Below are 13558 nucleotides of genomic sequence, written 5' to 3' on the forward strand. Positions count from 1 at the left end.
TTTGGCCGAATTTTTGCCAGGGGAACCTGGCAAAAATTGATGACTACTTGCTAAAGCTTACACTAATTTAAGGCAACGGCAACTTCTTTGCCCCATTGTGGCAATAAATTCTTACCAACTAAAGCAGATACCTTTTCACTGACCTTGATGCGTGCCTTGGCTGGTGGCAGGCGACGCAGGGTCTTCAGCGCAGGCACGTCATTGAGGGCAATCTGGCGTTGGTCAACACTGATCAAGCCCATTTCATTGAAGGCAGACAGGGTACGGCTGACTGTTTCCAGGGTCAGTCCCAGATAGCTGCCTATCTCATGGCGGGTCATGCGCAGATTAAAGGTTTTGCCAGAGTAACCGAGTTGACTGAAACGTTCACCCAGGGTGGTCAGGAAGCGGGCGACCTTGGCCTCAGCACTCAGGGCACTGAGCATGCCTATCATGATTTGTTCACGCACCAGCTCGCGGCTCATGACACAGAACATGGCCTGTTCCAGTTCGGCATAAACGCGCCCCAATGCGGAAAAGGTTTTGTAAGGCAGCAGGATGATGTCGCAATCAGACAAGGCGACGGCTTCAGACGCATGATGCTGGTTATGTATGCCGTCTATACCAAGCAAATCACCTTTCATGGGGAAACTTAATACCTGTTCATTGCCATATTCATCAAGCAGTACGGTTTTTAAAAAACCGGAATTGACGATATACAGAGTGTCAAAATCCTGGCCTATGGTATGCACCCTTTGACCAGCTTTAAAACGTACATGCTGAAACAGAGCTTCTTCATCAGCGGAAGCGGCAGGTGTAGGAATGCGCAAGAGTTCACAGACTTCCCGCAGATTCGACCAGAGATTGCCATGACAACGCCAGCCCGCTTCATTGGAAATGACTGGGAAGACACTTTTGCTGGCAATGGAAGACTGATTGCCGGTGCTGGTTGTGAAGGCTATTGTAGTCATGATATTTCCCTTGAAAGGTAAGCGACGTTAGTTAATTTATTAATTGATTTGATGATTCGAATCTGGTTGCTGCCAACGCAGCAGGTAATCTTGTAGCAGGCCAAAATCAGTGGATTTGTCGAGGAATCCATCTGCACCTGCGCGCAAGGCATGGATGCGGTTGCCTTCAGTTGCATGATTTGTCAGTACCACCACTTTGATTCCTGGTCTGCTTTGCTTTATGTTTTTCAGCAGTTGCAAGCCATTGCCGTCTGCAAGCTGGATGTCCAGTATCAATGCATCGGCATCATTGGCAAGCAGGGCTTGATAGGCACTGCCCATATCACTTGCCACTCCCAGCACATGCATGCCAGGCACTTCTTCAATGAACCGTATCAGGCGGTTCTGGATCAGGAGTGAATCTTCGACGATGTACAGGTTCATGTTGTGCTTGCTGTGCGTGTTTGCTTAGGCTCTATTATCGTGAGCACGGGCGTTGATTTAAATCAGGGGATGCTGATTTGAAGTGTCAGATTTGACGCTGCGCTTGTAGGAATATTCCTAGAGGGCAATGTATGAGGCGAGCTTGCGCAAGCCATCCTGCATGGACTGGCTGCGCTGTATCAGATATTTTATTGAGGAGTACGGAAGAGGAGGGGCTCAGGCCTGAGGCTGCAAGAGGTGGTGGGCAACGGCGTACTGCACCAGATCAGACAGGGTTGTCATATTCATCTTTTGCATGATGCGGGTCTTGTGCGTGCTGACCGTTTTCACGCTCAAATGCAACAGTTCGCCGATTTCAGTGATGGATCTGCCTTTCACCAAGTGTGTAAACACTTCAAATTCACGGTCAGACAAGCTGGTATGCGGTTGGCTGTCATCCGCAGGCATGGCACTCATGGCCAGTTGCTCTGCCACTTCTATGCTGATATAGGGGCGACCAGAGGCTACCTTGCGCAGGGCGGTGACCAGTTGCGTGCCAGCACTTTCCTTGGTCAGATAGCCACGTGCACCGGCGCGTATGGCACGTACCGCATACTGTTCCTCTTCATGCATGGTGAGTATCAGGATCGGCAGCTTAGGGAATTCATCTTTGATCTGGCGTATCAGGTCTACACCGCTACGGCCAGGCATGGACAAGTCCATCAGCAAGACATCAAATTCGGTATTGCGTACTTTTTCGAGAGTATCGAAACCATCTACCGCCTCGCCAACTACTTGTATATCTTCTATACCTTCAAGTATGCGTTTTAGTCCTTCACGCATGATGGTATGGTCGTCGGCGATCAAGATACGGGTCATAGGAGGCTGCAGTACATGTTCAGTTGATGCATCTGACACATGCTTGTGTCAGGGCAAGGATTTTCATCATTGTACTGTAGCCTGACGCGGGATGTGGCCTGTGTCTGACTTATGATTGACTCAGTGATGCTTGATCCTGTGCACCAGTACAGGTATCAGGCACAGTGACAATACCTTGGTCGTGACACTGCCAAGTATGAATTGCCCCAGGCCACTTCTGCCGTGAGAACCCATGAAGATCAGGTCGCAGGCATATTCCTGTGCAGTGTGGACGATTTCTTTGGCAGTGGAGTCATTGAATTGTATGACTTCCTGATAGGCCAGGCCAGCTGCCGCTGCCGCTTCCCTGACTGGCTGCAGATAGCTTTCCGCCAGGGTTTGCATGGCTGCCTGATATTCTTCTTCAGTCGGTCCATTTGGGGGCAGAATGTCCACATACAGTGGATATTGATAATTGCCAGCAACAAAAACGGCGACAACTTCTGCCTGCAATTGTTGGGCAAATTCCAGTCCTGCTGCAACACAGGCATGTGACAGTTCAGAGCCGTCGGTGGGTAACAAGATTCTGGAGTACATATCCTGAGCCTTTCATCATTGAACTTGAAACAGTTGCAGTCCTCTAGTATGTATTCTGATTGTTGCACCGGCTTTGATTTCAAACAAGGGATTTGATGAATTATTCAGCAATTTTTGGCGGCGCATCACTATTGCATACGCAGTTGCTGCTGAAGAAATAGCAGCATTTCCTTGTAGGCAAGTTCCTTGGCGGCAGGGTTACTGCCTGTCGTTACGCCTTGTCCCGGATGCACGCCATTCGGCACATCCATGCGTTTGCGCACTGGCAGGTCCGGGGCATCAAAATCATGATAACTATCGGCAAAGACGCTGACCTTGGCTGGAGAGGGGGCGAGCATTTTTTCAAAGCTCACACAAGGGGCAGCAGGTGTCCAGTCATCTTCTGCACCGATCAATATCAACAAGGGTGAGGCGAGACGATAAGTGGGACGAGCTTTCAGGTAAGCTTGGCAGCCAGGATAAAAAGCAACGGCTGCCTTGGGGTAAAGATCATTCTTGCCTGCCGCTTTATGGGCAGTATTCAAGGCATTCAGTGTGGTAGAGCCACCATTCGACCAGCCCAGAAGAGCAATGTTTTTTGCATCAACGGTAGCTTGCCTGCCCAGCCATTGCAAAGCGGCCTGTACATCCAGACGGCGGTTGTTGGTGCTGATGTCACGATTTTTGTAGGCACTGCTGCAGATGCTGTTCACACCACGCGGGCGAAAACTGTCTGGCATCAACACATGGTAGCCATTTTCCTGCAATAGCCTGGCCATATTATGATGCCTGGCATTAAGGTCCTGTTCATGTCCCTTACGGGTACTGTAAAGGCCACCACAGCCATGCAGGGCAATGACGGTTGGTGCTGTGGCGGCATTGCCGCCGGCACGGAACCAGAAGGCGTCAAGCTGGACTGCCTGCCCATTTTGCAGGTCCAAACTGGGGAAGCTGACTATTTCTGGTGCATCCACGGCCATTGCCATGCTGTACGTCAGCAGCAGGCCAATTAAAAATACGACCCGTGGGTACATTTAAATCAGTGCCTGTAATAAGGGAGTCAACTCTGGTGAATTGCTCCATGTCAGTTGGAGATCCTGGCATTCGTGCCAGAGGGCGAATTCACGCAAGGTTTTTGCCAGGTCCACCGCCAGGGCTTGAGAAACGCGTATGCCTGGTTCCAGATGCAGGGCCTTGATTTTCAGTATGCCTTCCTTGCGATGGGCTTTGGCATCCATGCGTCCAATCAGGGCACCCTTGCGCAAGACAGGCAGGGTGAAATAGCCATAACGCCGTTTCGGAGCGGGCGTATAGCATTCCAGTTTGTAATCAAAATCAAATAATTCTATGGCGCGTTTTCTGTCCCATACCACCGGGTCGAAAGGAGACAGGATGCGGGTTGCCGTAGCTTTCAGTTTGTTCTCGCTTGCCTGTTCCAGCAAATCGATCCGATCTGGATGCACATAAAACAGGGCGTCGTGCTGATCGACCGTGACGGGTATCAACAAACCCTCTTTGACCAGCTGCGCTGCCTGGTTACTGATATCGGGTTTCCCCATGCGGAAATAATCACTGATCCAGTTTGCCTTGCAAATACCCAATGCGCGGACGGATTGCAATATCTGTGCGCGCTCGCAATGCAGGATGGGTTTCAGGTGTTTTTTGTCATTCCACTTGGGATGCACACGCTCGCGCAAGTCGTAAATGCGCTGGAAATTATGGCGTTTGGCAACCATCAGTTCGCCGGTCGTAAACAAGACTTCAAGTGAACGTTTTTCTGGCTTCCATTCCCACCAGCCACCACTTTTGCCATCGGTGCGTTCAAAGTCTGCCGAACGGCTGGCACCATTTGCATGGATATGTTGACGGACGGTTTCTACCTGGGCTGCATTTTCCTTGAGCCATTTGTGGTTGTATTTCCAGCCCAGCCCCTGTGGCGACACCATTTGATGCCGGTACAGACCATAGTCTTCTATCGGCAAGAAGCAGGCTTCATGCGACCAGTATTCAAACAGATGTCCTTCCTCCAGCAATTCATGCAGCCACGCATGCGGATAATTACCAAGGCGGCTCCATAGCACCAGATAAGGGCTGCGCGCAACCACGCTGATGGTGTCAATCTGCAGTGCCGACATATTGCGTATGCAGGCTAGCACATCTTGTTTGCCAGCTTTGCGTGGCGAAGGATTTAATAAACCTTGTGCGGCCAGATGCAGGGCGCGAGCTGAACTGAGTGTCAGATGGAAATCAGTTGCGCTCATAAAATTTTCGCCCAGGATAACGGAGAGAACCGGGGGTTCTAATCCCCCCGCAGATCAGAAGTGTTTTAAGCCGATTGCTGCCCTGACTTCATCGGTAGTCTGCGCAGCGATTTCACGTGCCTTACGTGTACCTTCTTTCAGTATTTGCAAAACCTGACCGCGGTCTTTGGCAAATTCTTCACGGCGTTCGCGTATCGGTTTCAATAAATCCTGCAAGATGCCTTCCAGTCGCGCCTTGACGATACTGTCGCCCAGGCCACCACGGACATAATGATCTTTCATTTCTTGTAAGCCGACTTTGTCTTCATCAAAGGCATCAAGGTAGATAAAGGCGACATTGCCTTCCAGATGACCAGGGTCAGCCACGCGCAGATGCAGCGGGTCTGTATAGACATTGCGCACCGCTGCCTTGATCTCGGCAGGTGTAAAGCCAAGGTTGATGACATTGCCCAAAGATTTACTCATCTTGGCTTTACCATCCACACCTGGCAGGCGGCCAATTTCAGGTACTAGTGCCTGGCATTCCACCAAAATCTCTTTATTTGCCAGGCGGTTGAAACGACGGACGATTTCATTGGTCTGTTCTATCATTGGTATCTGGTCTTCGCCGACCGGTACCAGGCTGGCCTTGAAGGCGCTGATGTCTGCCGCCTGGCTGACCGGGTACGTCAGGAAGCCGGCAGGGATGTCGCGCTCAAAATTGCGCAGTGCGATCTCTTGTTTGATCGTCGGATTGCGTTCCAGTCGCGCTACCGTGACCAGATTGAGGTAGTAGAAAGTTAATTCTGTCAGTTCAGGGATTTGTGACTGGATAAGGATAGTTGATTTGGCCGGGTCTATGCCAACGGCCAGGTAATCAAGCGCCACTTCCATGACATTGTCATGTACCTTGGCAGGGTTTTCCATATTGTCAGTCAGGGCCTGGGCATCAGCCAGCATGATGTATTGCTCATACTGGTTCTGGAATTTGACGCGGTTGCGCAGGCTGCCTACAAAATGGCCAAGGTGCAGAGGGCCGGTAGGGCGGTCGCCCGTCAGTATCAGGTGTTTTTTATTTTCGGTACCAGGGAGCATGCTAAATCCAGTTGGGTGATGCGGTGAAAAATAGCTAGTATACGTAAAAAAAGCCGCTGAATCATGAGCGGCATGACGTATATCAAGGCGTGTTCTGAGGCTATGATGCCGTTTTCAGGCTGACTATGTCAAGTTTGACCAGATTTGATGTGCTTCTATCCCCATTCTGTCCCTGCATTTAATTTAATTCACGCAAAACTATCATCTTGTCATCTGAATTACTTATAAAGTCATTTCCTGCAATGATAAAATCGTGTCTGGTTTTTGTATCCAGCTTTTACAGTTGAAAGTAGCCTTATTTTGACATCTTCAAGTTCTAAAAAATTGATTATTGCCTCACGCGAAAGCCGTCTGGCAATGTGGCAGGCAGAACATGTGCGTGACCGTCTGGCAGCGCTGTACCCTGATTGGCAGATAGAGATTTTGGGTATGACTACCCGTGGTGACCAGATACTTGACCGCGCGCTCTCCAAAGTCGGCGGCAAAGGCTTGTTCGTCAAGGAACTCGAGGTCGCCATGGCAGAAGGCCGCGCTGACCTGGCCGTGCATTCTCTCAAGGACGTGCCTATGGATTTGCCGGAGGGCTTCACCCTGGCGGCTATTCTGGAGCGTGAAGATCCGCGTGATGCCTTTGTTTCCAACGACTACGCAGGTCTGGATAGCTTGCCTGCTGGTGCCGTGGTGGGTACCAGCAGCTTGCGCCGTCAGGCCCTGATTTCCGCACGTTACCCGCAGCTGGTGATACGTCCGCTGCGCGGTAATCTGGATACCCGTTTGCGCAAGCTTGATAATGGCGAATATGCAGCCATCATCCTGGCTGCGGCTGGTCTCAAACGCCTCGGTGTACCTGAGCGCATACGTGCCTGCCTGGATCCTGAAGAAAGCTTGCCAGCCGCAGGGCAGGGGGCGATGGCAATAGAAATACCGGATAACAGGCCAGAGTTGCAAGCTATGCTGGCGGCCTTGAATCATACCGAGACGGCGCAAGCTGTAATGGCGGAGCGTACAGTGTCCAAAGCCTTTGGCGGCAGTTGCCAAATCCCGCTGGCAGCATTTGCCACAGTCAGCCAGGGGCAAATGCAGATCAGGGCCATGGTGGCGACCCCTGATGGCACGCGCATCGCCAGGGCAGAAGCTGTTGGTGATGCTGATAAGCCACAAGAGCTGGGACTAAAACTGGCACAGGCCCTGTCAGCGCAGGATGCGGAAGCCATTTTGGCGGTGTGTAAAGCAGAGATCACTGAGTGACATAGCCCCGGCATGCAAACAAATAAGCTCGCCAATAGGGTGATACTCACCCGGCCTGTCGCCCAGGCGCAAGATTTTGCCAGGCAAGTAAGGGCCATGGGGCGTGAGGTGGTGTATTTCCCGTTGCTGGAGATAGTGGCACTGGAAGACAATACTGCCCTGATCAAGCAATTAGGGCAGTTGCAAGACTATGCCCTGATAGCCTTCGTCAGCCCGAATGCGATAGAAGCTTTTTTCCGGCATTTGACAAGCTTGCCCGAAAATCTGACTTTTGCTGTCATGGGGGAAGGCAGCCGGGCAAAACTGGCTGAATATGGCGTGAATGATCAGACAGCGACGATTTTACGTCCGCGTAATCTGCTCAAGACAGATTCTGAAACCCTGCTTGCCGAACTTGACCTGGATGCGCTGCGTGGCCAGAAAGTATTGATAGTGCGTGGTGAATCAGGCCGGGAATTATTGGCCGAAGCATTGCGCGCACAGGATGTGGAAGTGGTGCAGGTGGCGGCTTATCGCAGGGTTAAACCTGCCTTGAATGATGAAAATGAAAAGCATTTAGCACAACTGCTTGAAGACGATAATGACTGGGTCATTACCAGTTCTGAGGCCTTGCGCAATTTGTGTGATTATGTAGAGACTCTGAATTTAAATAGTGGCGTGGCAAAAATGCAACGACAACATTTGCTGGTGCCACACAGCCGTATTGAAGAAACCGCACAATCTCTGGGGTTTCTGCACATAACCTTAACAGCTTCTGGCGACGAACAACTGCTTGTCGCGTTACAATCTCGTCTATGAGTGAACAGCAATCAAATCCCGATGCCGTCGTGACGGCAAATCCTGTCGATGCCCAGGTACGACAGCCAGCCCCAACTTTACCTGCAGAAGCTGCAAAGGAACCAGGTTGGGCCAATCCTGCCTATCTGGTATCCGGCGTGCTGGCAGTTTTATTGGCAGCTAACTGGTGGTCTTCACAAAACCAGATTAGTGGTTTGCGTGAAGAAGTTGCCAAGCGCCTTTTGTCAGCCGACACCAATAGCAGTGAAACCAAGGTGTTGGCGCGCAATGTGCAAGAGACTGCCAAGGAAATCCAGTCCAAGGTCATTCTGTTGGAGGGCAAGCAATCTGAAGCACAAAGTCAGCAACTGGCTTTGGAGCAGCTGTATCAGGACCTATCCAAGAACCGTGACGACTGGGCACTGGCCGAGATTGAACAGGTACTGGCAACCGCCAGCCAGCAATTGCAATTGGCAGGTAATGTGCAAGGTGCCCTGATTGCTTTGCAAAATGCCGACGGCCGCCTGGCGAAATCGGACAAGCCACAATTTATTTCCATACGCCGCGCCATTGCCAAAGACATAGAAAGATTGAAGTCTTTGCCTGCCCTCGATTTGCCCGGCGTGGCTCTGCGTCTGGATAGCGTGATTGCCCAGATTGACCATATCCCATTGTGGTCAGATGAAAAATCTGTGGTATCCGCCACGCCGCCAAAGGCACCGTTGCGCGTTTTGCCAAAATCTTCAGTTACTGCGAAAGCAGACAAGAAAACCGTGGAAGATGTCGAAGAAATTACCTGGAGCATGCGCCTGCAAGATGGCTGGCAGAGTTTTTCCAGTGAGATGTGGAATGAGGTCAAGCAGTTAATACGGGTGCGCAATGTCGAAACACCGGATGTGCTGTTGCTGACACCCTCACAATCTTATTTCGCCCGTGAAAATCTGAAATTGCGCTTGTTGAATGCCAGACTGGCGCTGTTGTCCAGAAATGAAAGCATCTTCAGAAGCGATATGATTGCTGCGCAAGATGCCATAGGCAAGTATTTTGATACCCGTGCCAAGCAGACGCAGACCGTGCAGGCTCTGTTGCGCCAGGTGCAGGGGAGTAATTTGTCGATAGAAATGCCGACTTTGGGTGAAAGCCTGAATGCGGTGCGTAACTATAAAGTGAAGCCATAAAGTATGCGTATCTTTATCCGGCTTCTGATTCTGTTTGCGCTTGCTGTTGGTCTTGCCGTAGGCGCTCGTTATAACCCTGGAAATGTGGTTCTGTTCTTTCCGCCGTACCGGATAGATTTGTCACTGAATTTCTTCCTGTTCCTGCTATTGGTCGTTTTTGTCGTGATTTATCTGGTGATACGTGCCATCGTCACCACCAGAAAAATGCCACGCAAAGTGGCCATGTATCGTCAGAACAAACGTGAAAAAGACAGTAACAAAGCATTGCGCGAAGCTTTGAAAGCCTTGTTTGAAGGTCGCTTTGGCCATGCCGAAAAAGCCGCCATGCGTGCTACCGATTTGCCGGACAATGCCGGTGTTGCCTCTCTCATAGGGGCGCGTGCTGCTCATCATATGAGTCAGTATGAACGTCGCGATTCCTGGTTTGCTGGCCTTGAGCAAGACAATGTGTATAAGGTAGCGCGACTGGTCAGTATGACTGAATTGCTGGTCGATCAGCATCAGGCTGGTAAGGCTCTTGAGGCTGTGCGTGAATTGAATGCCAATGGTACTCGTCATATTCAGGTCTTGCGCTGGGCTCTGAAAGCCAATCAGCAGGCACAGAAATGGCAGGAAGTGCTGAAACTCGTGCGCACGCTGGACAAGCATCGTGCGCTGCATCCTGCACTGTCACAGCGCTTGCGTGAACTGGCATATGAGGATTTGCTGAAGAATCAGGGACATGATGCCGAATCCATACGTCGGGTCTGGTATGAAATTCCTCAGGCTGACCGCAAATCTGCCTTTATTGCCTTCACTGCCGCGACAGCTTTCAATTCGCACGGCTTATTTGATGATGCCCGTGGCGTAGTCGAAAAGGCATTGTCAGAAGAGTGGGACGAGCGTCTCATGCGCGCCTATCGCGATGCAGCTGCCTCTGAAGGTTCGGCTGCCTTGTTGTCGCAAATTGAACATTGTGAAAAATGGTCAGAGCAGCATCCTACAGACCCTGAACTGGCGCTGACGCTTGGTACACTATGCCTGCGCCAGAAATTATGGGGTAAGGCACAAAGACATATGGAGCAAGCCTTGTCAGACGCAGTTGATCCGCGCACAGTGCGCGAAGGCAACCTCAAGCTGGCTCAATTGCATGAGGCATTGGGGCAGGCAGAGGAAGCTGCCAGCCATTATCGTCAATGTGCCATGGCAACCATGTTATGAAGTAGTGGCTTGTATAGTGATAGGTGCAGGTTAAATTGTGTTGATGCCTGTTGCGTCGCACAATTTTGCCTTGAAAAACTATATAATCCCGCTCAAACCATTTCTTCTATTGATACTTATACAGAAAGTGCAAGATGAGCTTGAATAAAGTACCAGCAGGTCGTGATCTGCCAAATGATTTCAACGTTATTATCGAAATCCCTATGAACGGGGACCCGATCAAATACGAAGTTGACAAAGACAGTGGTGCTATTTTTGTTGATCGTTTCATGGGTACTGCAATGCATTATCCTTGCAACTATGGCTATGTTCCACAGACATTGGCTGGTGATGGTGACCCGGTTGACGTTTTGGTTATCACGCCTTTCCCGCTGATCCCGGGCGTGGTCGTGCGCTGCCGTCCTATCGGTATCCTGAAGATGACTGACGAAGCCGGTGTTGATGCCAAAGTATTGGCGGTACCTGTAGACAAGATTTTGCCTATCTACACACACTGGCAAAAACCAGAAGATTTGAACGAATTGCGTCTGCGCCAGATCCAGCATTTTTTTGAGCACTATAAAGATCTGGAGCAAGGTAAATGGGTCAAGATCGAAGGTTGGGGCGGTCCTGATGATGCAAGAGCAGAAATTCTGTCTGGCGTAGAGAATTTCAAAAAAGCTGAAGCATAAAAACTGAACGGTTTTTAAAACAAAAAAGGTGCGATTACATCGCACCTTTTTTGTTTTTGCAGACTGATGAGCAGCATCTGGCTGCCTGACCTATATCCTGTGCATCAGATATGCAGCTACGCCAACGATCGCGGCGATAAATGCCGCCCAGCTCAACCATGATACTTTGTGCGTGTCATCACTCTTGTAGTCACTCGTATCGCTGCCTTGCTTTTGACGTTTGCGCTTGAGTTTCCTGTCGCGTTCCAGGAATTTTTCCAATGCCAGGGACATTTCAGCCGCACTTTCATAACGTGCTGCCGCGTCTTTTTGCATCGCCTTCATGACAATTTTGGAGAGGGAGTCCGGTATGCTAGGGCGAATTTCTGAAGGATATTTCGCTACTTTATTTACAATCTGTTGCAATAATTTGTCTACATCTTGCGACTGAAATGGCTTTTGGCCCGTCAGCATTTCATACATGACAGTCCCAAGTGAATACACATCTGTTAATGCATTGACTGGTTTGCCGTTGGCCTGTTCAGGCGACATGTAATTGGGTGTGCCCAGAATATTATTGTTGAACAGAGTGTGTGCCTGTTCCCTGGTTTCATCGAGCACACGATTAGGTGCACGGGCGATACCAAAATCCACAACCTTGGGTTGCTGGTTAGGTAAAACAAAGATATTGGCAGGCTTGATGTCGCGGTGTATCACGCCATTGGTATGGGCATAGGCGAGCGCATCAGCTATCTTTTGTATGATATTGGCCGTCTCAATAATGTCGAATTGCTTGCCCTCGGCCAATAAGTGCCGCAAATCCTTGCCCTGCAGAAATTCCATGGCGATAAATGTCGTACCACCTTCACTGGAAGCGTCAAATATTGTCACAATATTTGGATGGGATAATCTGCCAGCTGCACGCGCTTCATTAATAAATTGCTGTTCGCGTTGTTTTTTGTCGGCAGCATTGTTGCCCGCACTAAATATTTTGATGGCGACATCGCGGTCTATGACAGGGTCGTGCCCCAGATACACGGCACCATTTGAGCCCATGCCCAGACGTTCGCTCAGATAAAAGCGTCCTACGCGTTTGCTTGGTAATGCAGCAGGTGGTGCATTTGGTGTCGAGAGAAAGTTATTTTGCATGGCGACAGGATGCCTTGAACGAAGCAAAATTTCAAGTAGCGCTTACTTCATTGTGTTTCAACAATTTGTAAGGTGAGTGTTCGAGTAAGTCATTTAAATATAGTTCAATATCGCCGGATTCACGCTCAAGAAAATTGGAAACGGCATCAGCAAATTCTGGGTGACTCAAATGATGGGCTGACCAGGTCGTCGTTGGCAGAAAGCCACGCGCCATTTTGTGTTCACCTTGCGCACCACCTTCGAAAATAGCGATTCTTTCCTTTATGCAAAAGTCTATGGATTGGTAATAGGCTGTTTCGAAGTGCAGGCAGGGATGTGTTTCCAGGCAGCCCCAATATCTGCCATAAACACGTTGTTCATCATGGATAAGCAGGGAAGCAGCAATTTTATTGCCATTGCGCAATGCAACAATAAGGTGGATATTTTCAGGCATGGTATTGCCTATGCGCAAGAAAAAATCCAGATTCAGATATGGCGTTGAATGGTGCTCTTCATAAGTCTGGTCGTAGCAGCTCTTGAAGAAGCGCCAGTCCTCTTCCTGTAATTCCTTGCCGCAAAAGTGCTGGAACTGTATGCCAGCATCATGTACTTTCCTGCGCTCGGCACGGATATTTTTACGTTTCTTTTTATCCAGGGTATCCAGAAAATCATCGAAGCATTGATAGTCTTTATTTTCCCAATGAAACTGCACTGCTTTGCGTAACAGATAGCCTTCTTCACTTAACAGGCGAGCCTGGTTTTCAGGCAGGAAAAGTAAATGACTGGAAGAGTATTCGCCCACTTGCTGTAATTCTTGCAGGGCAGCGATCAGGGCACGTTGCGCTGCTTCATTACGCGCCAGCAGACGGCTGCCCGTGACCGGGGTAAATGGGATGGCAGACAGCAGTTTGGGATAGTAATCATGACCATGTCGCTCGAAAGCCCTGGCCCATGCCCAGTCAAAGACATATTCACCATAAGAATGTGTTTTTTCATATAGTGGCAGGGCGGCTTCCAATTGTTCACCATCCCAGATAGTGATGAAACAACTTTGCCAGCCGGTTTCTTCAGTAGCTGAGCCTGACTCCTCCATTGCGCTCAAAAAGGCATAAGACAAAAAAGGATTGGCATGCGTCTGATCCGTAATCAGGCTATCCCATGATGATTGCGCTATCTCGCTCAGTGAAGTCACGATGCGCATGCGATAATGTGGGGCTGGAGATTCAGATTTCATTTTCGATTTAATACAGATTTGC

At 49.9% G+C, this 13558-nt stretch carries 14 protein-coding genes; 5 read left to right on the top strand and 9 right to left on the bottom strand.

Going from position 1 to position 13558, the window contains the following annotated elements; translation table 11 throughout:
- Positions 1-62: 62 nt before the first annotated feature.
- From AC3WQT_RS18755 to trpS, 7 genes are all read right to left on the bottom strand, one after another.
- Complete coding sequence (locus AC3WQT_RS18755; protein WP_492705956.1) at positions 63-950, bottom strand: helix-turn-helix domain-containing protein; 888 nt, start codon at positions 948-950, stop codon at positions 63-65.
- 39 nt (positions 951-989) lie between these two features.
- Complete coding sequence (locus AC3WQT_RS18760; RefSeq protein WP_492705958.1) at positions 990-1373, bottom strand: response regulator; 384 nt, start codon at positions 1371-1373, stop codon at positions 990-992.
- A 216-nt stretch (positions 1374-1589) separates the two neighbouring features.
- Complete coding sequence (locus tag AC3WQT_RS18765) at positions 1590-2231, bottom strand: response regulator (RefSeq protein WP_492705960.1); 642 nt, start codon at positions 2229-2231, stop codon at positions 1590-1592.
- Between the two features lie 120 nt (positions 2232-2351).
- A complete protein-coding gene (locus tag AC3WQT_RS18770) occupies positions 2352-2807 on the bottom strand; it encodes a universal stress protein (RefSeq protein WP_492705962.1) in 456 nt (151 codons plus the stop codon).
- A 128-nt stretch (positions 2808-2935) separates the two neighbouring features.
- A complete protein-coding gene (locus AC3WQT_RS18775) occupies positions 2936-3772 on the bottom strand; it encodes a dienelactone hydrolase family protein (RefSeq protein ID WP_492705964.1) in 837 nt (278 codons plus the stop codon).
- A gap of 48 nt (positions 3773-3820) precedes the next feature.
- The gene (locus AC3WQT_RS18780) at positions 3821-5047 is read right to left on the bottom strand and encodes a winged helix-turn-helix domain-containing protein (protein WP_492705966.1); all 1227 of its coding nucleotides are present in this window, start codon (positions 5045-5047) and stop codon (positions 3821-3823) included.
- Positions 5048-5101: 54 nt separating this feature from the next.
- A complete protein-coding gene (gene trpS, locus AC3WQT_RS18785) occupies positions 5102-6121 on the bottom strand; it encodes a tryptophan--tRNA ligase (protein ID WP_492705968.1) in 1020 nt (339 codons plus the stop codon).
- Between the two features lie 300 nt (positions 6122-6421).
- Here trpS and hemC point away from each other — a divergent pair, with 300 nt between their 5' ends.
- From hemC to ppa, 5 genes are all read left to right on the top strand, one after another.
- On the top strand, positions 6422-7369 hold the full coding sequence (gene hemC / locus AC3WQT_RS18790) for a hydroxymethylbilane synthase (protein ID WP_492705970.1): 948 nt from the start codon (positions 6422-6424) through the stop codon (positions 7367-7369).
- A gap of 12 nt (positions 7370-7381) precedes the next feature.
- Positions 7382-8167, top strand: a complete 786-nt coding sequence (locus AC3WQT_RS18795) for a uroporphyrinogen-III synthase (protein WP_492705972.1) — start codon at positions 7382-7384, stop codon at positions 8165-8167.
- Positions 8164-9324, top strand: coding sequence for a uroporphyrinogen-III C-methyltransferase (locus tag AC3WQT_RS18800; protein ID WP_492705974.1), 1161 nt, complete (start codon positions 8164-8166; stop codon positions 9322-9324). The genes AC3WQT_RS18795 and AC3WQT_RS18800 overlap by 4 nt, the downstream gene beginning before the upstream one ends.
- 3 nt (positions 9325-9327) lie before the next feature.
- Positions 9328-10524: a heme biosynthesis protein HemY gene (locus tag AC3WQT_RS18805; protein WP_492705976.1), complete on the top strand. Its 1197-nt coding sequence runs from the start codon at positions 9328-9330 to the stop codon at positions 10522-10524.
- Between the two features lie 134 nt (positions 10525-10658).
- The gene (ppa, locus tag AC3WQT_RS18810; protein ID WP_492705978.1) at positions 10659-11195 is read left to right on the top strand and encodes an inorganic diphosphatase; all 537 of its coding nucleotides are present in this window, start codon (positions 10659-10661) and stop codon (positions 11193-11195) included.
- Between the two features lie 90 nt (positions 11196-11285).
- On the opposite strand, the gene AC3WQT_RS18815 is transcribed toward ppa, so the two are convergent.
- Together AC3WQT_RS18815 and AC3WQT_RS18820 are read right to left on the bottom strand one after the other, a co-directional pair.
- On the bottom strand, positions 11286-12323 hold the full coding sequence (locus AC3WQT_RS18815) for a serine/threonine protein kinase (RefSeq protein WP_492705979.1): 1038 nt from the start codon (positions 12321-12323) through the stop codon (positions 11286-11288).
- 31 nt (positions 12324-12354) lie between these two features.
- Complete coding sequence (locus AC3WQT_RS18820) at positions 12355-13536, bottom strand: GNAT family N-acetyltransferase (protein WP_492705981.1); 1182 nt, start codon at positions 13534-13536, stop codon at positions 12355-12357.
- Positions 13537-13558: the final 22 nt, after the last annotated feature.

Source organism: Undibacterium sp. FW305-107 (assembly GCF_058788535.1).